This window comes from Segatella bryantii (genome assembly GCF_022024215.1).
In the GTDB taxonomy this organism is placed as follows: Bacteria; Bacteroidota; Bacteroidia; order Bacteroidales; family Bacteroidaceae; genus Prevotella; species Prevotella bryantii.
Genome location: NZ_CP091798.1, coordinates 875,275 through 899,336, shown reverse-complemented (window position 1 = coordinate 899,336; position 24,062 = coordinate 875,275). Strand labels below are relative to the sequence as shown.

Sequence of the window (24,062 nt, the reverse complement as noted above, 5' to 3'; positions counted from 1 at the left end):
TTATTATGCTAAAATTTCAGCTTTCAAAGCCGTTTTATCATGATTAAAATCACCTAATCGAACCTTAATCAATTGGTTATCAAAATCTTCTTTAGCTAAGGCTGGTGATAATTCAACTCGAATATAATTTTTGGTAAAACCATGCATAGCTTTTCCGACTGCAGATTTTTCAAATAATACCTCAGCCTCAGTACCTATATAATTAGAATAAAAATCTTGTGTTTTCTTATCACTTAAAGCAAGCAATTCCTTAACACGACGTTTCTTCTCCTTATCATCTACGACATAAGGAATAGAAAGCGCACTAGTACCAGGTCGCTCACTATATGGAAAAACATGTAATTGCGTTACAGGTAAACTTTCTAAAAAACGATAACATTCTTCAAAATATTCAGGTTTTTCCCCTCTACAACCTACCATTACATCCACACCTATAAATGCATCAGGCATAAACTTTTTAATAAGCTTTATTTTATGAGCAAACAAAGCACTATCATAACGACGATGCATAAGCTTCAAGACCTCATCACTACCACTCTGCAATGGAATATGAAAATGCGGCATAAAAGCCCTACTTGTAGAGCAATACTCTATTAATTCATCATCACAAAGGTCTGGTTCGAGACTACTAATACGAAAACGCTGAATTCCTTGTACTTGATCAAGTGCCTTAACCAAATCCAAAAAAGATTCATTCGTTGTTTCACCAAAATCTCCGATATTAACACCCGTCAACACTATTTCCTTTCCACCCTCTTCTGCAGCCTCCTCTGCTTGTTTTACCAATGAAGCTATTGAAGGATTCCGCGAGAAACCTCTTGCATAAGGAATAGTACAATAAGTACAGAAATAGTTACAACCATCTTGCACCTTTAAAAAATACCGAGTACGATTACCGCGAGAACAACTTGGTTGGAAAGTTTTAATATCTTTAGTTCTTACACTATGATAACTATGCAAGTGTTCAGTATCCGTCGATTCTGAACGGTTCACCGACATATCAGAAGTCAACTGACCTGTAAAAGCATCATTGAGATATTGGATAAGATTAGCTTTTTCATTGCTTCCCAAAACTAAATCTACACCATCTATTTTACTTACCTTTTCTGACTCTAACTGAGCATAACAACCCGTTACCACTACGAAAGAGCCTGGATTCTCTCGTACCATACGATGGATTTGTTGGCGACATTTATGGTCTGCCATTTCTGTCACAGAACATGTATTAATAATACAAATATCCGCTTTCTCTCCTTTTTTTGCAGCATGAACTCCCATATCTTGAAGCATCTTTCCAAAAGTAGATGTTTCTGAAAAATTGAGTTTACAACCTAATGTATAATACGCTGCAGATTTACCCTGAAATGCACTAGTATCTATCATAAATGCAAAAATACAACAAATGAAGAATATAACCAAAGAAAAAAACAAAAAAAGCCGCTGAAGACAATGTCTCCAGCGGTGTCTCAAATTTTCTGTTCGTGAGTAAAATTACTCAGCAGCAGCTGAATCAGTTGCAGCTGAATCAACAGCTACAGAATCAGCAGCTGAATCAACAGCTACAGTGTCAGAATCAGCACCTGCTGCAGGAGCCTGCTTACCATCGTTACAAGATGCAAAAGAGATAGCTGCGATAGCTACGAACATTAAAACTAATTTCTTCATTTTCTTTGCTTTTTTAAATCTGTAAAACAATCATTTGTTTATTAAAACGTTGCAAAGATAAGTATTTTTTAAATACCACGTACATTTTTTATAGACTTTTTTTAGGTGTTACCTGTAACTTTTTTATAACTTCTTAATTATCAACAACTTACCTACTCTAAACAAATGTTAAAACATATTTTCCATTTTGTGTACCTTCACAAAACGATTTATGGGAGGAACTTTAGAAATAAGTTCCTCCCATAATTTATCTAATGCTTGGGATTATTTTAATACTCACCCCATGCCTTAATATCTATATCATCAAGACTAATAGTACAGAATGCATTAATGAATGCACTTGCCAATCGGCTATTAGTAATCAAAGGCACATTCAAGTCGATAGCAGCACGACGAATCTTATATCCATTCGATAACTCACGAGAAGTTAAGTCTCTTGGTATATTTACGACCATATCTATTTCACGATTACGAAGCATATCAAGTGCTTGAGGTTTATTATCCTCATCTGATGGCCAATATACTAATGTATTCTCGATATTATTCTCGAAAAGATATTTGCTGGTACCTGGAGTAGCATACAATTTATAACCATGTTCTACTAAAACTTTAGCAGCATCAAGCATTTCAGCCTTCTGCTTAGCACCACCAGTAGACAACAAAATATTTTGCTTTGGTATACGCTGTCCTACACTCAACATACTCTTCAGAAGAGCAGTATTAGAATCATCGCCTAAACAACCTACTTCACCAGTTGAATTCATATCTACACCCAACACTGGGTCAGCTTTCTGCAAACGGTTGAAAGAGAATTGACTTGCCTTTATACCTACATAATCCAAATCAAAGAGATTCTTACTTGGCTTTTCTACAGGAAGACCTAACATAACTTTAGTAGCAAGTTCTATGAAGTTAATCTTCAGCACCTTACTTACAAATGGGAAAGATCGAGAAGCACGAAGATTACATTCAATAACCAAAATATCGTTATCACGAGCCATAAACTGGATATTGAAAGGACCACTAATATGCAATTCTTTGGCAATCTGTCTACTTACTCGTTTTATACGACGAACTGTTTCAACATAAATCTTCTGTGGAGGGAACTGGATTGTAGCATCACCTGAATGAACACCAGCAAACTCGATGTGCTCACTAATTGCATATGCCAAAATTTCACCATTCTTAGCTACAGCGTCCATCTCTATTTCCTTAGCATGCTCAATGAACTTACTAACCACAACAGGATGATCTTCACTAACATTAGCAGCCAATTGCAAGAAACGCTTCAACTCATCTTCATTAGAGCAAACGTTCATCGCTGCACCAGAAAGAACATAAGAAGGTCTTACCAATACAGGGAAACCTACTCGCTTAACAAATACGTCAATATCATCCATACTTGTCAATGCACTCCACTCTGGCTGATTAATATTATTCCTTGTCAACATAGCGGAGAACTTCGCACGGTCCTCTGCATTGTCTATATCTTTGGCAGCTGTACCCAAAATAGTAACATGCTGCTCATCAAGATACATAGCCAAATTATTAGGAATCTGACCACCAGTACTAACGATCACACCATGAGGAGCTTCAAAATCTATAACATCCATGACACGCTCAAAAGTCAATTCGTCGAAATAGAGACGGTCACACATATCATAATCTGTACTTACGGTCTCAGGATTATAGTTAATCATTACAGAACGATAACCTTCCTTGCGAATTGTATTCAAAGCCTGAACACCACACCAGTCAAATTCAACAGAACTACCAATACGATAAGCACCACTACCTAGAACGATAATAGACTTCTTATCATTTTCATAATTGATATCACTCTTTACACCGGCATAAGTAACATACAGATAATTAGTCTGAGCTGGATATTCCGCTGCTAGCGTATCTATCTGCTTTACTACAGGAAGAATACCATAGGTCTTACGAAGATTTCTAACAACCAACTGGGCCTTATGCATATTATGAATTTCCTGTTCCAAGCCAACAGCACGTGCTATCTGAAAATCTGTAAAACCATATACCTTAGCTTGACGAAGCAAATCCTTATCCAAGACATTGATAGAAGTACACTTTTTGAGTTGCTGATCAATATCGATGATATGCTTCAACTTTTCTAGGAACCACTTATCAATCTTGGTTAAATCGTGAATCTGATCGACAGTATATCCCTTTTGCATAGCCTTAGAAATAACAAAGACACGCTTATCTGTTGGATCTTGAAGAGCAGCATCAATATCTTCAATTTCAAGCTCTTTATTTTCTACGAAGCCATGCATACCCTGACCGATCATACGAAGTCCCTTCTGAATAGCCTCCTCAAATGAGCGACCTATGGCCATTACCTCACCCACAGACTTCATAGAAGAGCCCAACTCACGATCTACACCACGGAACTTAGAAAGGTCCCAACGAGGTATTTTACATACGACATAGTCTAAAGCTGGTTCAAAAAAAGCAGATGTAGTTTTGGTTACAGAGTTCTTTAGTTCAAACAATCCGTAGCCCATACCCAATTTAGCTGCAACAAAAGCCAAAGGATAACCTGTCGCTTTTGAAGCCAAAGCTGAAGAACGACTCAAACGAGCATTAACTTCTATTACACGATAATCTTCACTATTTGGATCGAATGCATACTGTACGTTACACTCACCAACTATACCTATATGGCGAACTATCTTGATTGAAAGTGCACGTAATTTATGATATTCACTATTAGTCAAAGTTTGGGATGGAGCAATAACAATACTTTCACCTGTATGAATACCAAGCGGGTCAAAGTTTTCCATATTACATACGGTAATACAGTTGTCATATCGGTCACGTACCACTTCATACTCTATTTCTTTCCAACCCTTCAAGCTCTTTTCTACAAGTACCTGTGGTGAAAAAGAGAAAGCCTTCTCTGCAAGGATATTTAATTCCTCTTCATTATCTGCAAAACCAGAACCTAAGCCACCCAAAGCATAAGCAGCACGGATAATAACAGGATAACCTACTTCCTTTGCAGCTTTTCTTGCTTGCTCAATATTTTCACAAGCCTCACTTTTAATGGTCTTAACATTGATTTCATCAAGTTGTTCTACAAAAAGTTCGCGGTCTTCCGTGTTCATAATAGCTTGTACAGGAGTACCAAGCACCTTAACATTATATTTTTTCAGAACACCACTCTGCTCTAATTCAACACCACAGTTCAAAGCTGTTTGCCCACCAAAAGAGAGCAAAATTCCATCTGGTTTTTCTTTCTGAATAACACGTTCTACAAAATATGGCTGAACAGGCAAGAAATAAATCTGATCAGCAACACCTTCAGAAGTTTGGACAGTAGCAATATTTGGGTTAATCAATACAGTTTCAACCCCTTCCTCACGTAAAGCTTTGAGTGCCTGAGAACCAGAGTAATCAAACTCTCCTGCCTCACCAATTTTGAGCGCACCAGAACCTAAGAGGAGAACCTTTTTAATATTTTCGTCTTTCATTTAATGATTTTCTTACGATAAACTTTTAAAAAATTCACTAACACATTACCAAGGGATTACTTTCCCAACTCGTCCACAAACTTGTCAAACATAAATTCTGTATCAATCGGACCAGCACAAGCTTCTGGATGGAACTGACTACTAAACCAAGGATTTGTCTTATGTCGAACACCCTCATTAGAGCCATCATTCATGTTAACAAATAATTCTTCCCAATCAGCACCAAGAGTCTTTGCATCTACAGCATAACCATGGTTTTGCGTCGTAATATAACAATTATTTGTACCAACAAGACGAACAGGCTGATTATGACTACGATGGCCATATTTCAACTTATAGATGGTTGCGCCACCAGCTTTTGCCAATAATTGATTACCCATACAAATACCACAGATAGGTTTACGACTAGCACTCATCTGCTTACGAATGATTTCGACCGCATCATTACACATATCAGGATCACCAGGTCCATTAGCCAAGAATAAGCCATCAAAATCCATATCAGTATAGTCATAATTCCAAGGAACACGAATTACTTCTACACCTCTATTAATAAGACAACGTATAATATTAGCCTTTACACCACAATCTACAAGAACTACCTTTTTACCGGCACCTTCATTGTATCTTATGATTTCTTTGCAACTCACCTGATCTACAAAATTTACACCTTCATACTGTGCGTCTGGGATATTATCAGGATCATCATCAAAAATAATCTTACCCATCATCACACCATGCTCACGAAGCACCTTTGTCAGCTCACGTGTATCAATACCAGTAATACCTGGAACATGCTCACGTTTCAACCATTCGCTAAGACTCTCTGCTGCATTCCAATGACTATAGTTCTGACTATAATCACTAACAATAAGAGCTGAAGCGTAAATTTTGTCACTCTCCATAAATGTAGGAAGACCATTTTTCTCAAAAGAGAACTCTGGTACTCCATAATTACCTACCAATGGGAATGTAAGTGTCATCAACTGGCCAGCATATGAAGGATCCGTCAAACTCTCAGGATAACCCATCATTGCGGTGTTAAATACAACCTCTCCGGCAACAGGAGCATCATAACCAAAGCTCTTGCCGTGGAATTTTGTACCGTCTGATAAGACTAAAGTTACGTTTTTCATTTATCTCGTTTAAATTCTAAATTTTATTCGTTTTGGTAGACTTTCTCAACGTAGTTGACAAAAGCTAAATTGCAATTTTTAGTACCTCCAGGAGTTGGGTATTTACCCGTAAAGTACCAATCTCCCTTATGATTTGGTATCGCAGAATGAAGTCCTTCTATACTCTGAAATACTAATTCTATAGGGGTTGTTACGCCATCAGGTCTAAGCATTTCAACAATCTTCTCATTAATCTGCTCTATTGTAAATGGTTTATAGATACCACGGACAGCATTTTGCATATCTTCCTTTGGCTTTTTAAGCTCATTTTGACAATCATGATAAACATTTTCAATTACATACTGCATATGATTATCTTTCAATAATTCAATAGCAGCACGGAATACACAAAATTCTTCCAAATGAGGCATATCTATACCATAATAGTCAGGATATCTTATTTGAGGTGCAGAACTTACCATTATCATTTTCTTTGGATGTAAACGATCCAAAATACGTAGAATACTTTCTTTTAAAGTCGTACCACGGACAATACTGTCATCAATAATAACTAAGTTATCAGTATATGGTTCTATTGAGCCATAAGATACATCATATACATGACTAGCCAAATCGTTTCTTGATTCACCTTCAGAAATGAAAGTACGTAACTTAATATCTTTCCATGCCACTTTCTCCGAACGAACAAATTCTCCAAGAATCTGCTCTAATTCTTGATGCGTTGGCTGATGATCAAGTGATTCTATAGCTTCTAGCTTCTTCCTGTTCAAATACTCTTTAAAACCGTCGAGCATACCATAGTAAGCAACTTCCGCCGTATTAGGTATATATGAGAATACAGTATGCTTAGTATCATAATTCACAGCTTTCAGAATTGGCTCAGTAAGTTGTTCTCCCAACTTCTTACGCTCTTTATAAATATCTGTATCAGAACCTCGACTAAAATATATTCGTTCAAAAGAACAAGCCTGCTTTTCTTTAGGCTCTAATATTTTCTGAATAGAGCATTCTCCCTTTTTATTGACCATCAAAGAAGTACCAGGCTCCAATTCCAAAATTTCATCACATTCCAAGTCAAAGGTTGTCTGCAGCACAGGACGCTCACTTGCCAAAACAATAATCTCATCATTCTTGTAATAGAAAGCCGGGCGAATACCCCATGGATCACGCATAGCAAACATCTCACCAGAACCAGTAAGACCACATACTACATATCCTCCATCAAAATCTTTCATCGTTGTTTTGAGGACATTGCTCATATCTACATGATCTTCGATATAACTAGTAATTGCTGTCTTTTCTAAGCCCTTACTTTTGGCATCAACAAAATTTCGCTCAACTTCTCGGTCTAGCCTATGCCCCATCAATTCTAACAATATATATGTATCACTATAAATACGAGGACACTGACCCTGTTCTGTAAGCTGATCGAAAATTTCATCAACATTGGTCATATTGAAATTTCCACAAAAACAAAGATTTTTTGCACGCCAATTATTTCTTCTCAAGAAAGGATGAGTATATTGAATACCGCTTTTTCCTGTAGTAGAATATCTAAGATGCCCCATAAAAACTTCTCCTGCAAAAGGAAGATTTTCCTTTGCAAAAGAAGCATCTGCCAACTGCTCTGGAGTTACATCTTTATAGTTATCCTTGAGATTACCAAAAATTTCAGTAATCGCATTACTACCCATAGCCCTTTCACGGAACATATATTCCTTACCTGGTTCTGAGTTTAATTTAACGCATGCCATACCAGCACCTTCTTGACCACGGTTATGCTGTTTCTCCATCATCAGATAGAGCTTATTCAGACCGTACATCCAAGTGCCATATTTTTGTTGATAATACTCAAGAGGCTTAAGTAGTCTTATCAAAGCTACGCCACAATCTTCATGTAATGGTTCCACTTCTAAAATTCCTATTTTATTAATATAATCTTGTTCTATTACGTATATATACAGACGGAGCCTGCTACTCTACGGTAACAGACTTCGCTAAATTTCTTGGTTGATCCACATTCTTACCTTTACAAACTGCTACGTGATAAGCCAACAACTGCAGAGGGATAGTAGCAATTAATGGCTCTAAGCATTCCAAAGTTTCTGGTAATTCTATAACCTCATCTGCAATTTTGGATATAGTATCATCGCCCTTTGTAACCAATGCTATAACTCTACCTTTTCTTGCCTTAACTTCTTGAATGTTAGAGAGTATTTTCTCATACATCTCATTATGAGTTGCAATAACAACACAGGGCATATCTGAATCTATCAAGGCAATAGGACCATGCTTCATCTCTGCGGCTGGATAGCCCTCAGCATGAATATAGCTGATTTCCTTTAACTTTAATGCCCCCTCAAGAGCAACAGGATAACTAAAACCACGTCCTAAATAGAGAAAGTTGCGAGCATAGGTGAATGTCTGACTCAATTCTGCAATTCTATCATTTTCCTGAAGAACTTCTCTGATCTTATCAGGTATTTCACATAAACCTTTTATTATACATTTATAATCTTCATCACAGATAGTATTCTTTTCACGAGCTATACAAAGTGCCAACAATGTCAACACCGTAACCTGTCCTGTGAATGCTTTTGTTGATGCTACTCCTATTTCTGGACCTACATGTATATAGGTACCTGTATCCGTAGCCCTAGGAATACTAGAACCTATGGCATTACATACACCATAAATAAAAGCTCCTTTTTCTTTTGCCAACTTTACAGCCGCAAGAGTATCAGCAGTTTCCCCACTTTGCGATATTGCAATAACAACATCGTCGGAAGTCACAACTGGATTACGATATCTAAATTCTGATGCATATTCTACTTCTACAGGTATACGACAATAGGTTTCTATCATCTGTTTACCTATCAAAGCAGCGTGCCAACTTGTACCACAAGCAACTATAATTATTCGTTTGGCACTAAGCAACTGTTTTTTATAATCGATTATAGCACTTAACGTAACTTGTTGCTTATCTAGGCTAATTCGTCCACGCAAACAGTTAGTAAGGCATTCTGGCTGTTCAAATATTTCTTTTAACATAAAGTGAGGGAAACCACCTTTTTCGATTTGCCCTAACGCTATATCTACTGTTTTTACCTCGGGATTTAAATCTACATTGTGAATATCAACAACCTTTAAAGGCTCTCCCAAACGTAAAACCGCAATATTACCATCCTCCAAATATACAACTTGATCCGTAAATTCTACTATAGGACTAGCATCAGAACCTAAAAAGAATTCTTGATTATCCTTTCCTATGCCTACAACAAGAGGAGACTGTTTACGTGCTGCTATAATTTGATGGGGATTATTCTTGTCTAGAATAGCAATTGCATAAGCACCAATAACTTGCTTCAAAGCAACTTGAACGGCAGAAAGAAGATCCAGATTCTTTTTTATCTCAATAAACTCTATCAATTGTATTAAGACTTCAGTATCAGTTTCTGAACGAAATTCAACCCCCTCAGCTATAAGATTTTTCTTAATCTCAGCATAATTCTCTATAATTCCATTATGAATTATAGCTAATTTTTTTGATTCTGAATAATGAGGATGTGCATTCGTTGAAGAAGGTTCTCCATGAGTAGCCCATCTTGTATGAGCTATACCAACTTTACCTGTTATATCCTTATCGCTGCAAAAATTTTCTAAATCATCAACTTTTCCTTTTGTCTTATAGACATTAAGATCGTCATTTGAATTAATCAATGCTACACCAGCCGAATCATAGCCTCGATATTCTAAGCGTTTCAGACCCTTTATAAGAACAGGATAGGCTTCACGATTTCCTAAATATCCAACGATTCCGCACATATACTCTATTTTATCTAAATATATTAACTAATAATGAAGATAACGAAGTCACAATTCCTACTACCGAAAACCAGATAGATGTTGTACTTCCTATACTAGAACTTCTTGCCTTCACCTTATTCGGTTCAACATATAAAATATCATTTTGCTGAAGATAAAAATAAGGAGAATTAATCAAATTTGCATCATTTAAATTCAAACGATGAATACTCTTCTCACCATTAACATCTTCTCGAATAAGCATTATATTATTTCGCTTACCATATATTGTAAGATCACCCGCAGAAGCGATAGCTTCAATAACACTCATCTTCTCTGTTGTAACAGGTATTACACCGGGCCGACTTACCTCACCGATTAGAGTTACACGATAGCTGGCCATTCTGACTGTAACAATCGGTTTTTCTGAAGATGCCAAATATGGAGCAACTTTTATTTTAATCAAATCCTCACATTGGGTCTTAGTAAGACCTGCTACATGAATTCTACCAACAACAGGAAAATTAATATTTCCATTATTATCCACCAGATAAGCTTGCAAAAAGCCACTACCACCCGATTCACCAAGTTGGCCACTTGTACCAACAGTATTAGAAACAGAAAGATTAAATGGAGCTGATGCAAGTGGATCTGAAGTTATTACCGTAATAGTCAACTGATCCTTAGGCATAATTTTTGCATCATAAAGCATCTTTGATGCGGCAAGACTAATTTCGTCGGCATTTTGAAAATAAGCTACTTGTCTACTCATTGAACAACTGTTCAAAAAAAGCAGCAAAGTGAACATAGCCACGAAGAAACTTACCTGTTTTTTCATACCTCAAAGATAAATCATTATAATCTCTGCAAAAGTACTGCTATTTTTTTAAAAAAACAAATCTTTTTATTGAAAATATTCTTCTATATACGATAAATGAAAGCAAATAAAACTTATCCTTTACAAGACGTCAAAAAAAGAGCAGGATAAATATTACCCTGCTCCTCTATTACTTTTACAGCTCTATATTAATAGAACTTAAAGTATCTACGTGCATTGTTGTAAGAGATGTCCTCTACCATACGAGCAAGAGACTCTTTATCATTAGGAAGTAGACCATTCTCTACATCATTACCAAGAATGTTACAAAGAAGACGACGGAAGTACTCATGACGAGGATAGCTCAAGAATGAGCGAGAGTCTGTCAACATACCTACGAAACGACTCAACAAACCAAGAACTGACAAAGAATTAATCTGACGGGTCATACCATCAAGTTGATCATTAAACCACCAACCAGAACCAAACTGAATCTTACCAGGCTCTGAACCATCCTGGAAGTTACCAAGCATAGTTGCAATAACTTCATTAGCACATGGATTCAAAGTATAAAGAATGGTACGTGTCAACTTACCTTCCATATTCAATTCATTGAGGAAATGACTCATAGCTGCAGCAGTAGTAAACTCACCAATAGAATCGAAACCGGTATCAGCACCAAGCTTGTTATACATTAATGTGTTATTATCACGAATAGCACCATAGTGATACTGCTGTGTCCAACCTGCATCATAATCCATCTCACCACAAACTTTCAAGAACGCATGTTTGTACTGACGTATTTCCAATACAGAAAGTTGCTGACCACGAAGAGCCTTTTCGAAAATTGTTTCTATCTGAGAATCTGTATAAGGCTCATCATAGAACTCCTCGATACCATGATCGCTCAGTTTACAACCATTTTCAGCAAAGAAGTCATGACGCTTCTGAAGAGCATCTACCATTGACTTAAAGCTATTAACATCAATACCACTAACTTCAGACAAGGTCTTCATGTATGCTGCAAATTCAGGCTTTTCAATATTCATAGCCTTATCTGGACGCCAAGCAGGAATCATCTTAATTTCGAAACCACTCTCACGTGTCATCTTATGCCAACGAAGGTCATCTACAGGATCATCAGTTGTACATACGCACTCTACATGATAGTGACGCATCAAGCCACGTGCACTAAACTCTGGTAATTTTAATTTTTCATTACACTCGTCAAAGATTTCACGAGCAGTAGCTGGGCTCAACAATTTATCAATACCAAAAGCAGTTTTCAACTCAAGGTGAGTCCAGTGATAAAGTGGGTTACGGAAAGTATATGGAACGGTTTCAGCCCATTTTTCAAATTTTTCCCAGTCTGAAGTATTTTTGCCTGTACAATAATCTTCAGAAACACCATTAGAACGCATAGCACGCCACTTATAGTGATCACCGCCAAGCCAAAGTTCTGTAATGCTATTAAATTTGTAATCCTCAGCTACCATCTGTGGTACAAGATGACAGTGATAGTCGATAATAGGCATCTTAGCCGCATGATTGTGGAAAAGATCCTGCGCTGTTTTAGTATCAAGCAGGAAATTTTCATCCATAAATTGTTTCATTTCTTATCTTTTTGTTTTAAGAGTTTAATAATTCTGTTAGCCTTTAAGTTATTATGGGCAAATATACTGATTTTTTTTGGTATATGTACGGATTTTAACTATCTTTGCAAAGATTTTCTACGAAAACGATAACGTAGATTATTCTTCTGGCAAATATGTCTGGTATTATTTATATATGTGATAAATTATGAATTTAACGAGAAACGACAAGGTACTACTTATTTATACAGGTGGCACAATAGGTATGGGAAAAAATCCTCTTACAGGCGCTTTAGAGCCACTAGATTTTAAACATTTAGTAAAAGCTATGCCTGAAATTTCTTCAGTAGATACCGAAATTGACGTTTATCAGTTTACATCTCCTATAGATTCTTCTGACATGAATCCACGTGTTTGGGCACAAATCGTAAGAATAATCTCCGAGAAATATAATGATTATGATGGATTTGTCATTTTGCATGGTACCGACACAATGGCCTATACCGCATCTGCACTTTCATTCATGCTTGAAAATCTTACAAAACCAGTCATATTAACAGGGAGCCAGTTGCCAATGGGACAACTTCGCACTGACGGACGAGAAAATGTACTAACAAGCATAGAAATAGCTTCTGCTCATCATGAGGATGGCACTCCTATTGTTCCTGAAGTTTGTATCTACTTTAACGGACGACTTCTTCGTGGCAACAGATCTACAAAATTCAATGCTGAAGGTTTTAGTGCATTTGAAACCTATAACTTTGGACATTTAGGTGAGGCGGGTGTGAACATACACTACAATGAAAATATTATGCTCAAGCCTGATTATAGCAAGAATATGATACCTCATATTTCCATGGATCCGAATGTCATCGTTTTCTCCCTATTCCCTGGTATACAAGAAAAAATTTTCCATCCCATTCTTGAAGCAGGCGATATCAGAGCTATTGTCATGAGAAGTTTCGGAAGCGGAAACGCACCTCAAAGTGAATGGCTGATAAAAATGCTTAAGAAAGCAACCTCGCGAGGTATCATTATTATGAATATTAGCCAATGCTCTGAGGGCGCGGTAGAGATGAATAGATATGAAACTGGATATCAGCTAAAAGAAGCTGGTGTAATTAGTGGGTATGATAGCACTGTCGAAGCAGCTGTAACCAAACTCATGCACCTCCAAGCTAGATTTAACGATCCACATATTATCCGCACATGTATGTCAAGAGCACTCGCTGGCGAAATAACTCTTTAAAACAAATTATCTAACAATATACTTATAATGCTTTTACAATGCTTGACAACTACATAATGTCATCAAGTATTGTAAAAGCATTTTAAATATTTGTCAATACATCAAAATTGCTAAATAATAACCCTTGTTTTATGATAGTTTTCCCTAAATTCACTAGGGCTACAATTTTTTTTCTTCTTAAAAATACGATTAAAATTACTCAAATTATTAAAACCACATTCTGTGCAAATTTCATTCACACTCTTATTCGTATCCAATAGTAGTCGAGAGCTCTTGCTTAACCGCATATCAATAATATAATCGCTTAGTGTAGTACCTGTATGTGCTTTAAAAAATCTAGAAAAAGCACTTGGTGCCATACCAGCCATATCTGCAAGCAATGCGAGGCGAAGATCTTCTGTATAATGATTAGCAATATAGTCCTTTATCGTCATAATGATACAACTATCTGTCTCCATTGCTACTTTAGCATCACTTGAAGAAGAAAGCATTCGCGCTGTATCACACTTAGAAAGTTCATACAATATTGTAAGGAACTGATTAACAGAATAAAAACCATCTTTTATTGAACTTATTTTATCTAACAAAGAATAAACGCCAACAATAGCAGACAACGGAAAGCACAATCCTCTTTTTGCTTTTTCCATCATTAGCCTTATACTCTTATATGGATTTCTATTCAATAACGAATCTGTTTCAAAATCTAGATCAAATTGTATAGTTATTTCACGAATATCCTCACTTTTACAGTGATACAACTCCCAAACATGTTCTAATTTTGGTGACGTAATCAAAACCAAGTCATAATCTCCTATAACTTCTTGAGAATCACCAACTATACGACGCATTCCTGAAGCATTAGCTACAAAATTGAGTTCAAAAACTTCATGATTATGTATAGGATAAGTAAACTCCATCTTGTGACGATCTGCGATATAAAGAATATCACTTCCCACAAGTGGAGTTACTTCATGTATTACGCGATGTTGTTTATCATCCATACGCGATAATTAAATATTTTTTAAAAAGGCAATGCCTTTAATATATCGTGCATTTTTTGTTTCGTTGTAATCGTTGTTGGAACAAGAGGCAATCTCAATTCATTCTTAATTAGCCCCATGTCATTAAGAAGGGCTTTAACACCTGCAGGATTACCCTCAACGAACAACAAACTATAGAGTTCGGTAAACATATGATGAATTCTTCGAGCAGGCTCATATTCACCTTTAAACTCAAGACGTATCATTTTAGAAAAAGGTTTCGGTACAGCATTTCCAATTACAGATATTACACCAACAGCACCACTTGCTACCATAGAGAATGTCAATGCATCGTCACCACTAATAACATCAAAAGTATCAGGTTTATTCTTGATTATCTCATCAACCTGCTCTAGACTTCCACTAGCTTCTTTAATAGCTATAATGTTAGAAAAGTCTTTTGCCAAACGAACCGTAGTTTCAGGCTTCATATTCACTCCTGTGCGACCTGGAACGTTATACATAACTATAGGAAGTGGACTAACTTCTGCAATAGCTTTAAAATGCTGATAAAGACCTTCTTGAGATGGTTTATTGTAATATGGACATATACTTAAAATACCATCAATGCCACTCCAGTCGCTGTTTTTTATTTCCTCAACCACAGCAGCAGTATTATTTCCACCACAATACTTAAGGATAGGGATTCTACCATTATCAACCTGTTTTATTACCTCTGTAATTTTATCTTTTTCCTCACTTGTTAAACAAGGAGCCTCACCTGTTGTAGCAAGGATACAAAGAAAATCTGCACCATTTTCGATTTGGTACTCTACTAGGCTTCTCAGAGATTGGTAATCTACCGACCCGTCTTCATTAAAGGGTGTAACAAGGGCTATTCCTAACCCTTTGAAAATGTTCTGTCCCATATTATAGTTCCTATTACAAAATCGCTTGCAAAAATACAACAATTATATCAATTCGCAAAAGAAATTAAATATTTTCTTTCAAAACAAACGTTTATAATCGTTTTTTGTTTAAATTATGAATAATTTCGCTTCTATCAACAATCTATTTGATTAATGGCTACCTATGTAAAGGAATAGCATTCCCAACAATACAAGAGCCAAGTCTATAATCTTAGATTTCAAGTTCTTTTCATGGAATAACCACGCTCCAAATAAGAAACTAACAACTACACTACCACGCCTAACCATCGATACAATCGAAATCATAGCACCATCAAGGCTTAACGCATAGAAATAGACAAAATCTGCAGCACTTAAAAATATTGAAATAAAGACAATACACCAATTCCAATGAAATTTAGTTTGAGGGAAAAGTGGTTTTCCACCTCTAAAACGAGCAAATGGACGAAAAACGGCTATTAGTAAAACTACTCCCATCATCAGCATTTGGTAAAAATTATACCAACTCTGAACCATCATCTTATCAAGACCGACTCCTCCATTTTCTGGGCTAGCCATAAGATATTTATCATATAAACCACTAATAGCACCTACTATAGCAGACAAGACAATACAAAAAATCCAAACATTATGTTTAAAGTCTATTCCTTCTTTCTTGCTACTTCTACTCAGCATGAAAAAAGAAGCTACTGCTAAAAAAACACCTATCCACTGCCATATATTCAGTTGTTCCTGAAAAATCAACAAAGCCCCCACCAAAACCATAACTGGACGAGTAGCATTGATTGGCCCATAAATCGTTAGTGGCACATGCTTCATGCCGAAATAGCCTAATATCCAACTTGTAAGCACGATAATACTCTTCAAAACTATATAGAAGTGATCTGACAGACTGCCTGTAGCCACATGAAAGATGCTACCATCAAGAAAGCTACTAAAATAAGACATACCTATAAAAGGCATAAAAATTAAAGTTGAGAACAACGTGTTAAGAAAAAGCACGGTGATCACAGCATTACCCTGCAAAGCCTTCTTTTTGAAGGCATCATAAAATCCCAGCAATGTGGCTGAGAGAAAAGCTAATAATAACCACATGATTAAAAATTATCTATTATGCAAACCTACTCTGAGGTTACCTATCAATATTCTACTTTCTCTAAAAACAAAGCATTTCCTGGCATAGACTCACCAGCTTTACTACGATTTCCTTCATGAAGAATAACCCGCAAATCATCTAGCGTGATCTTATGACGTCCAAGAAGAAATAATGTACCTACCACAGCACGAACCATATTACGTAAGAAGCGGTTTGCGGTAATCGTAAGATACCAGCTAGTAGGAGAAGTCTGAACCCACTTGCATTCTGTTACATCGCACAAAGTTGTTTTATTGTCTGCACCTGCTTTACAAAATGCTGCAAAATCTTGATGCTCCATAATTATTTTTCCTCCTTCATTCATCAAATCAAAGTCGAGAGGATAATGAGTCTCCAAAGAATAAAAGCGCAAAAAAGGATTTTTGTCTGTATGAATATAATAATGATACGTACGCCATTTTGCAGAAAATCGCGCATGCATATCAGACTCAACAGGATAAACATCACTCACAGAGATATCCCTAGGTAAAATGCGATTGATACGATAAACAATTTGTTTGCACTTACTTTCATCTAATAGAGGAAACTCTTCTTCTGAAAGTTCAAAATGGGCAGCCATCTGTCTCGCATGAACCCCAGCATCAGTTCTACCTGCTCCTACAACTTCTATTTCAAAATCATTTGACTTTAATAGTAGAAAACTTCGAAGAGACAAAGCTAATGCGTGTTGTAGCTCAGCCTGAACAGAATTACCATTTGGTTGTATTTGCCATCCATGATAATTGGTACCATCATAAGCAAATATTATAAAATATCTATGCATATGGTTGCAAAGGTAATATTATTTTTTGATTAATACAAATTTCTTAATAGCCATATAAAAAGACAAAATCGCAACATAGAGTAAAAAGACTTGAAATTTACTTATATACACATGGTTTATCATGGCTCCAGGAAGAGAAGCAACAAAAGATACTACTTTATTTAATATCTCTACCATTTCTTCAACTACAATATACAACTTTTGAGCAAAAACAGTAAATGGAAGCAACAGATATACCCCTAACATTCCATAAAGAATTATGGTTGATAATGGAATTACTAACAAACTTAAAAAAATCCCATAACACGACCACTGTCCAAAATAATACAAGGTTAATGGTAATGTCGCAATTTGTGCAGATAACGAAACAAGAAGTATACTTCCTACTTTATTATGAATATTTGGCGTCAAAAGTATAATACCCATTACTGCCATACACGACATTTGAAATCCAACATCAAAAAGTGACTGAGGATTACATAGGAGCATTAATATTGCAGCAAAAGACAAGCTATTAAGAGAAAAGCCTTTTCTATCGGCAATATGCATGAGCATACATAATGAAAGCATTATAGCTGACCGAACTACAGATGCTGACATACCTACTAATATTACAAATGCCCATATTGCCAAAAGTATAAACAGTTGACTTTGCCAACGATTTTTGGGAAACAAAAGCAAGAGTACACCTATTAAAATTGATAAATGTAACCCTGATAGTGCTAAAAGATGAGAACTACCTGCTGCAGAAAAATCATTTTTTTGCTCTTTACTCAAATATGATTTATCTCCCAAAGTCATTGCTGCGATAATAGCAAAACTTGGTGAATAATCATGATTGCTAATATGTAGCAATAATTTATGACGTAATTTTAAAGCATACACACGAAGTCGCATTAATCCACTTACGGCAGATAGCGATACGCTTGCTTTTATCCAGTTATCCTTATAAATAAAAGCGCCATCATATAATAATGCATGCACTATTACCCCATCACCCTCATGAATACGTCGCCATTTCTCCAGCAACCGATCTCGAAGGATACTAATATTAAAAGTCTGACCTACGTTTTGCCCATCCAACACTAGAAGCTTTGTTCTTACAACCTTACCATGTATAGAAGGTTCCTGAGCTACTATAGCTTGACAATAATCAAGCTGGTCATATTTTGTGCTAAATAGTTGATTCTGTTGTAGACACATTCTCCAACCTGCTACAGAAAAAGCCAAGAGAAATATCAAGAGACTTTGTGCTAATTGTAATTTTCGACAAAAGCTCAAGACAACAAAACCAACTGAACTCACCAAAACGATAAGCATCCATACTTCAGTGGAAACACCCCTTCCCAGATAATCTGCAAGATAAATACCAACTATTATAAATAATAGTACTCTGAGAAGGGGACATTTTTCTATTTCAGATTCTTCCATTATTTAATGATTATCCCCCTTGTAAGAAAATAACATTTTTAGTTATCTTCCTCTTCCCTATTATTTGTCGCCAACACTTTAAGATGATAATGACTTCCGTCAAAATTAACGCTCATTACCTTGGGTCTGCTATTGGAATCTTCAGGACTTAAAGCCAAAGCCACATGTCCCATGGTTCGTCTTAGATTTACTTCGACACATTCATTAATTCCATATTCTTCTGCAGATTCTGAAAGTGCATACACCATCATATCAACTCCAAATACACCAACATACACATTTTTAAGCTCTTTTTGCATAACTTGGATAATACGATTTTGAATATCAATCAACCTATCTTTACTAATATAAGGTTCCATCATCTTTATTTTTTGACTTTCAGAAGCCAAAACATTACCTACATATGCACCATTCACTGTATCAAACAAAGACAATCCACAATATTCGATATGACCATCAGCATGCGCTTCGAACTCCATACCAAAATCCTTTACCCTAGAATACATAGGTTCTACAGCAATTCCACCTTGTTTGCGTATAACATTATCTGCCCATCTTAACTGCAGTTCATCACCATCAATATGAAAACGAATACCACGACCACTAGAACTCCAAGGAGCTTTTAACACACTTTTCTTCATTTGGGAAGTCACTTCCTTAACACTCTCCAGAGAGAAACAATACTTTGAGTATTTTTGTAAATGCTCGACTGCCCACTCTCTACTACTTACCTTTCTAATTTTCTCCAAAGTAGTATCACTTGGAAGATAATGCGCAAGTTGCGGACATTTTGTCTGCAATTGGTACTTCAAAGATAAGTCCCATCCCCAGGCACAAACCTGCAAATTCTTTTCCCCTACAATTTCATCAAAATGTTCAGATAGTTGATCAATTGTAAGAAATTCAACGACTATGCTATATCCTAATCTCTTGACACGTTGAATAGCTAAGTCGATATCATCAACCAATACCAAATCACCTTCTTTCGCCCATAATGCAGGAATAAAAGCTAAATCAGAGCGTAGTTCCCTTGCAGCATGTGGAGCTGTAAAACCTTTCTTGTTAGCTGCCAAAGCTAGATCATGCTCCGGATTGAATATATGTAATGTCATAATCATCTTTATTTAGAATGCAAAGGTAACAATTTCTGCGCAGAAAAATACTATCTATAATAAAAAAGAAAACACCTGGAGAATTGATATATCCTTATCACTTTCAAAATTTAACTAGTAAAAATTATACAAAGTGAAAAGAAAACAATTATTTTCTTTTTTTAAAAAAGTAAATAAATTTGGTCGCTTATTTTTTTGATAGCTTTACAAACAACGAAGAATAAGATTAGTTAAAGTTTTACAAATATTTATTTATTCGACAAAAACTATCTTGGGAGTGATCTTAGCATGGTTAAAACTAAGAACAAATAGCACTAAAAATTAAGCTCAGATAACTGAGTACAACAAAAGGATGTTAGCCGAGAAGGCTGATATCCTTTTATTTTTATTTCAAATTCACTAGTGTCCCGTTAAAACGAGACGATTTAAATATAAGTTATTAAAATATAATGATTTAGACTCGATATTTCTTGTACACGATTTGAATTGACTAACTTTGCTGTCTTTATCAAAGAAGCGTGTTACATGAATGTCGGAAAGATCGTATTCGCACAGATTATGCAGTTCATACCTCGTAGGGAATTCAATGATATTGTTGCCAAGTACAGAGGCAATTACAGGGTGAGAAACCTCACCTGCCATGACCAGTTGCTGGTTATGTGCCTGGCTCAATATGCTGATAAGAATAGTCTGCGCGATATAGAGGCAAGCCTGAATGCGTTGGCTGTTACCCATAAGCTCTATCACTGCGGTATTAGCTATGCCGTTCCTCGCAATACTTTGGCTAAGGCGAATGAGCTCAGAGATTGGCATATCTATGCGGAATTGGGGCAAGTCCTTATCAAAAAGGTGCGCCCGCTCTATGCGAAGGATAGCTTCAGACTTGACATTGACAACATGGTCTATGCGTTCGACAGCAGTACCATCAGTCTCTGTCTCAAACTCTGTCCTTGGGCAAAATTCAGAAAGAAGAAGGGTGGCATAAAACTGCATACCCAGCTTGATTTGAGAGGCAATCTCCCAGTATTCGTGCTTTTGACCAAAGCATCGGTTCACGATGTTAACGCTTTGGATGAAATCTGTGTCGAGATGGGAGCTATCTATCTGATAGACAAAGGGTATGTGGACTTCAACAGGCTCTTCAATGTCATCCACAAGAATGGCGCATTCTTTGTAACAAGAGCTAAGGACAACATGCAATATGAGATTGTCAAGTCCATGCCTGTTGATAAGCAGACAGGTGTTATCAGTGATGAGATAGTCAGACTTACTAAGAAAAACTCCAAGCAGAAGTACCCAGAGGAATTTCGCATGGTAGTCTATGAAGACTTTGCCACGGGAAATCTCTACCGTTTCATCACCAACCATTTGGGATACGATGCTCTTACCATCGCAGAACTCTATAGAGAGCGATGGAACGTGGAACTTTTCTTCAAATGGATAAAGCAACATCTGCATATCAAGTCGTTTTACGGAACCTCAGAGAATGCTGTCTATACACAAATCTGGATAGCAGTCTGTGCATTCCTGCTACTGGCTATAGCCAAGAAGCACATGCATATCGAGGAACCATCTCTGTATATGATTTCCCAAACTATAGGTACTATGTTGTTTGAGAGGATACCAATACCAGAATTGTTTAACAAACCTATTATTAACGTCCCAAAGGATGATGGTCAACTCGATTTATTTCGAAATCTAAAATCTTAACGGGACAGTAGTGATTTCAAATTATAAAAAAATGCCAATTCTATTTGGAAAAAATCCTTTTAATTTGTATTTTTGTAGTAGTAACAATATTCTAAAATTACAATTTAATAATATGGCAACACCACATAACACAGCATCTATAGGCGAAATTGCGGAAACTGTCATCATGTCAGGAGATCCATTACGCGCAAAATTTATGGCTGAAAATTTTCTTGAAAACGCAACTCTGTTTAACACCACTCGAAATATGTTTGGTTACACTGGCACTTATAAAGGTAAAAAAGTCAGCATCATGGGACATGGTATGGGTATGCCATCTATTGGTATATACACACATGAACTATATCACTTTTATGGAGTAAAACAGATTATCCGAGTAGGAACAGCAGGCTGCATACAACCAGGTATAAATATTGGTGATATTGTTATAGCCCAAGCAGCTTGTACTGATTCTAACTATATTAATAATTTTTTAGACATACCTGGTACATTTGCACCTATAGGAAATTTCGACCTCTTAACTGCCGCTGCCAAATCAAGTAAGGATATGAATATCCCTTACCATGTTGGCAATATACTATCTTCAGATATTTTTTATGATTCAAAAGAAAATTGGAAAAAATGGCAAAAACTAGGCATTCTAGCTATAGAAATGGAATGTGCAGCCCTCTATACTAATGCCATCGAAGCAAAACGAAAAGCACTAACTATACTTACAATTAGTGACAACATTATTACAAAAGAAGAGACAAGCAGTGAAGAACGTCAAAAAGCTTTCACCAACATGATGAAAGTAGCATTTAGTATAATATAATTCACAAAAAAGGAAACTAAAAAAGTTTCCTTTTTTAATACAAAATGGAATTATCTTTACCACACAATTAACTTTAGTTAGTATATTTCTAAAAAAAACTAAAATACAAAGAATTTGCAATATTGAGTTTGCAAATTACAAAATAAATAGTACCTTTGCAGAACAAAACAAAAAAATATCAGTACTAACAAATGGAAGAAGCTTTCTTTCGCACACACACTTTTCTACTGGAACATACCAACGCTCCTGTAAGGCGTATTTTGATGGATCAGATCAACTGGAACGACAGATTGATTGGTATCAAAGGAACCCGAGGCGTTGGAAAAACTACGTTTTTACTTCAGTATGCTAAAGAGAACTTTGCGCCCAATGACCGTTCATGTCTATATGTAAATATGAATAACTTCTATTTTCAAGGACACGGCATTGCTGATTTTGCTAAAGATTTCGTTAGTCTTGGTGGTAAAGTACTTTTAATCGACCAGATTTTTAAAGAGCCGGATTGGAGTAATCAAATAAGAAGAGTATACGATGAAAACCCTACACTTAAAATAGTGTTTACAGGTTCAAGCGTAATGCGACTCAAACAAAATCCTATACTAAAAGATATTATTCATAGCTACAATTTGCGTGGATTCTCTTTTAGAGAATTTATTAATTTGCAGACTGGTAATAACTTTCATCCTTATACTTTAGAAGAGATACTAAATAATCATGAACATATTATTAAAGAAATACTCCCTAAGGTAAGTCCAATTAAGTATTTTCAGGATTATATCCATCATGGTTTTTTTCCTTTATTTTTGGAACAAAGTAATTTTTCTGAAAATTTACTAAAGACGATGAACATGATGACAGAAGTAGATATACTTCTCATCAAGCAAATAGAACTAAAATACCTTTCTAAAATAAAAAAGTTATTTTATCTTTTAGCAGTAGAGGGACTAAAAGCCCCAAATATTAGTAAACTTGCAGACGAAATACAAACCAGTCGTGCTACAGTTATGAATTACATCAAATATTTAGCAGATGCACGACTCATTAATATGGTATATCCACCTGGCCAAGATTTTCCCAAAAAGCCAGGAAAGATAATACTACACAATACCAACTTAATGTATGCTATTTATCCTATTAAAGTAGTGAAACAAGATCAGATGGAGACATTCTTTTCTAATGCTTTATGGAAAGATCATAAAGTTAATCTAGGTCCAAGAGACACCTACATAGTAGATGATAAATACAAATTCAAAATTTGTGATGCACAAAAATCAAGTAAAATCAGATATAACACAGATACAATTTATGCCCGATACAATACAGAGGTAGGGCAAGATAATAAAATTCCACTCTGGTTATTAGGTTTTCTGTATTAAGATTGTTAAAAACAAAAATATATACATTAAC

General features: G+C 36.0%; 18 protein-coding genes. 4 read left to right on the top strand and 14 right to left on the bottom strand.

The window, feature by feature from the left end; translation table 11 throughout:
- Window positions 1–3 precede the first annotated feature (3 nt).
- The 8 genes from mtaB to uxaC all read right to left on the bottom strand — a co-directional run bounded on the left by mtaB (window position 4) and on the right by uxaC (window position 12,532).
- Window positions 4–1,383 (bottom strand): tRNA (N(6)-L-threonylcarbamoyladenosine(37)-C(2))-methylthiotransferase MtaB, encoded by a 1,380-nt coding sequence (mtaB, locus tag L6471_RS07770; RefSeq protein WP_027453458.1) that lies wholly within the window; start codon window positions 1,381–1,383, stop codon window positions 4–6.
- Window positions 1,384–1,491: 108 nt separating this feature from the next.
- Complete coding sequence (locus L6471_RS07765) at window positions 1,492–1,665, bottom strand: PG1828 family lipoprotein (protein ID WP_006282363.1); 174 nt, start codon at window positions 1,663–1,665, stop codon at window positions 1,492–1,494.
- 269 nt (window positions 1,666–1,934) lie between these two features.
- On the bottom strand, window positions 1,935–5,162 hold the full coding sequence (carB, locus tag L6471_RS07760) for a carbamoyl-phosphate synthase (glutamine-hydrolyzing) large subunit (protein ID WP_027453457.1): 3,228 nt from the start codon (window positions 5,160–5,162) through the stop codon (window positions 1,935–1,937).
- A 56-nt stretch (window positions 5,163–5,218) separates the two neighbouring features.
- Window positions 5,219–6,298 carry a glutamine-hydrolyzing carbamoyl-phosphate synthase small subunit gene (gene carA / locus L6471_RS07755; RefSeq protein WP_006282365.1) on the bottom strand — a complete coding sequence of 360 codons (1,080 nt, stop codon included), beginning with the start codon at window positions 6,296–6,298 and terminating at the stop codon, window positions 5,219–5,221.
- A 23-nt stretch (window positions 6,299–6,321) separates the two neighbouring features.
- The gene (locus tag L6471_RS07750) at window positions 6,322–8,208 is read right to left on the bottom strand and encodes an amidophosphoribosyltransferase (protein WP_074548319.1); all 1,887 of its coding nucleotides are present in this window, start codon (window positions 8,206–8,208) and stop codon (window positions 6,322–6,324) included.
- A gap of 64 nt (window positions 8,209–8,272) precedes the next feature.
- Window positions 8,273–10,123, bottom strand: coding sequence for a glutamine--fructose-6-phosphate transaminase (isomerizing) (gene glmS / locus L6471_RS07745; protein WP_027453456.1), 1,851 nt, complete (start codon window positions 10,121–10,123; stop codon window positions 8,273–8,275).
- 10 nt (window positions 10,124–10,133) lie between these two features.
- Window positions 10,134–10,940, bottom strand: a complete 807-nt coding sequence (locus L6471_RS07740) for a polysaccharide biosynthesis/export family protein (protein ID WP_027453455.1) — start codon at window positions 10,938–10,940, stop codon at window positions 10,134–10,136.
- A gap of 188 nt (window positions 10,941–11,128) precedes the next feature.
- Window positions 11,129–12,532 (bottom strand): glucuronate isomerase, encoded by a 1,404-nt coding sequence (gene uxaC, locus L6471_RS07735; RefSeq protein ID WP_006282369.1) that lies wholly within the window; start codon window positions 12,530–12,532, stop codon window positions 11,129–11,131.
- A gap of 187 nt (window positions 12,533–12,719) precedes the next feature.
- Here uxaC and L6471_RS07730 point away from each other — a divergent pair, with 187 nt between their 5' ends.
- Entirely contained in the window at window positions 12,720–13,760 is a 1,041-nt protein-coding gene (locus L6471_RS07730; protein ID WP_006282370.1) for an asparaginase, read from the top strand.
- Window positions 13,761–13,870: 110 nt separating this feature from the next.
- Here L6471_RS07730 and L6471_RS07725 read toward each other — a convergent pair whose 3' ends face one another.
- From L6471_RS07725 to L6471_RS07700, 6 genes are all read right to left on the bottom strand, one after another.
- Window positions 13,871–14,761, bottom strand: a complete 891-nt coding sequence (locus tag L6471_RS07725) for an AraC family transcriptional regulator (RefSeq protein WP_006282371.1) — start codon at window positions 14,759–14,761, stop codon at window positions 13,871–13,873.
- A 20-nt stretch (window positions 14,762–14,781) separates the two neighbouring features.
- Window positions 14,782–15,669, bottom strand: coding sequence for a 4-hydroxy-tetrahydrodipicolinate synthase (gene dapA / locus L6471_RS07720; RefSeq protein ID WP_006282372.1), 888 nt, complete (start codon window positions 15,667–15,669; stop codon window positions 14,782–14,784).
- Window positions 15,670–15,819: 150 nt separating this feature from the next.
- Window positions 15,820–16,764, bottom strand: a complete 945-nt coding sequence (locus L6471_RS07715; protein ID WP_006282373.1) for a DMT family transporter — start codon at window positions 16,762–16,764, stop codon at window positions 15,820–15,822.
- A 44-nt stretch (window positions 16,765–16,808) separates the two neighbouring features.
- Window positions 16,809–17,588 (bottom strand): tRNA pseudouridine(38-40) synthase TruA, encoded by a 780-nt coding sequence (gene truA, locus L6471_RS07710; RefSeq protein ID WP_006282374.1) that lies wholly within the window; start codon window positions 17,586–17,588, stop codon window positions 16,809–16,811.
- A gap of 18 nt (window positions 17,589–17,606) precedes the next feature.
- Window positions 17,607–19,019 carry a ComEC/Rec2 family competence protein gene (locus L6471_RS07705; RefSeq protein WP_074548324.1) on the bottom strand — a complete coding sequence of 471 codons (1,413 nt, stop codon included), beginning with the start codon at window positions 19,017–19,019 and terminating at the stop codon, window positions 17,607–17,609.
- A gap of 38 nt (window positions 19,020–19,057) precedes the next feature.
- Entirely contained in the window at window positions 19,058–20,131 is a 1,074-nt protein-coding gene (locus L6471_RS07700) for a hypothetical protein (protein WP_027453453.1), read from the bottom strand.
- A gap of 525 nt (window positions 20,132–20,656) precedes the next feature.
- On the opposite strand from L6471_RS07700, the gene L6471_RS07695 reads away from it, so the two are divergent.
- The 3 genes from L6471_RS07695 to L6471_RS07685 all read left to right on the top strand — a co-directional run bounded on the left by L6471_RS07695 (window position 20,657) and on the right by L6471_RS07685 (window position 24,031).
- Complete coding sequence (locus L6471_RS07695) at window positions 20,657–21,841, top strand: IS4 family transposase (RefSeq protein ID WP_237796948.1); 1,185 nt, start codon at window positions 20,657–20,659, stop codon at window positions 21,839–21,841.
- 31 nt (window positions 21,842–21,872) lie between these two features.
- Window positions 21,873–22,655 (top strand): purine-nucleoside phosphorylase, encoded by a 783-nt coding sequence (gene deoD / locus L6471_RS07690; protein ID WP_237797648.1) that lies wholly within the window; start codon window positions 21,873–21,875, stop codon window positions 22,653–22,655.
- A 191-nt stretch (window positions 22,656–22,846) separates the two neighbouring features.
- Window positions 22,847–24,031 (top strand): ATP-binding protein, encoded by a 1,185-nt coding sequence (locus L6471_RS07685; RefSeq protein WP_006282378.1) that lies wholly within the window; start codon window positions 22,847–22,849, stop codon window positions 24,029–24,031.
- Window positions 24,032–24,062: the final 31 nt, after the last annotated feature.

Bases quoted from the DNA above. Each gene is read 5' to 3' on its own strand.
- mtaB (WP_027453458.1), bottom strand. From the start codon at position 1,383: ATGATAGATACTAGTGCATTTCAGGGTAAATCTGCAGCGTATTATACA.
- L6471_RS07685 (WP_006282378.1), top strand. From the start codon at position 22,847: ATGGAAGAAGCTTTCTTTCGCACACACACTTTTCTACTGGAACATACC.
- L6471_RS07725 (WP_006282371.1), bottom strand. From the start codon at position 14,761: ATGGATGATAAACAACATCGCGTAATACATGAAGTAACTCCACTTGTG.
- carA (WP_006282365.1), bottom strand. From the start codon at position 6,298: ATGAAAAACGTAACTTTAGTCTTATCAGACGGTACAAAATTCCACGGC.
- L6471_RS07705 (WP_074548324.1), bottom strand. From the start codon at position 19,019: ATGGAAGAATCTGAAATAGAAAAATGTCCCCTTCTCAGAGTACTATTA.
- L6471_RS07715 (WP_006282373.1), bottom strand. From the start codon at position 16,764: ATGTGGTTATTATTAGCTTTTCTCTCAGCCACATTGCTGGGATTTTAT.
- L6471_RS07700 (WP_027453453.1), bottom strand. From the start codon at position 20,131: ATGACATTACATATATTCAATCCGGAGCATGATCTAGCTTTGGCAGCT.
- L6471_RS07765 (WP_006282363.1), bottom strand. From the start codon at position 1,665: ATGAAGAAATTAGTTTTAATGTTCGTAGCTATCGCAGCTATCTCTTTT.
- deoD (WP_237797648.1), top strand. From the start codon at position 21,873: ATGCCAATTCTATTTGGAAAAAATCCTTTTAATTTGTATTTTTGTAGT.
- L6471_RS07695 (WP_237796948.1), top strand. From the start codon at position 20,657: ATGAATGTCGGAAAGATCGTATTCGCACAGATTATGCAGTTCATACCT.
- L6471_RS07730 (WP_006282370.1), top strand. From the start codon at position 12,720: ATGAATTTAACGAGAAACGACAAGGTACTACTTATTTATACAGGTGGC.
- truA (WP_006282374.1), bottom strand. From the start codon at position 17,588: ATGCATAGATATTTTATAATATTTGCTTATGATGGTACCAATTATCAT.
- L6471_RS07740 (WP_027453455.1), bottom strand. From the start codon at position 10,940: ATGAAAAAACAGGTAAGTTTCTTCGTGGCTATGTTCACTTTGCTGCTT.
- dapA (WP_006282372.1), bottom strand. From the start codon at position 15,669: ATGGGACAGAACATTTTCAAAGGGTTAGGAATAGCCCTTGTTACACCC.
- glmS (WP_027453456.1), bottom strand. From the start codon at position 10,123: ATGTGCGGAATCGTTGGATATTTAGGAAATCGTGAAGCCTATCCTGTT.
- uxaC (WP_006282369.1), bottom strand. From the start codon at position 12,532: ATGAAACAATTTATGGATGAAAATTTCCTGCTTGATACTAAAACAGCG.
- carB (WP_027453457.1), bottom strand. From the start codon at position 5,162: ATGAAAGACGAAAATATTAAAAAGGTTCTCCTCTTAGGTTCTGGTGCG.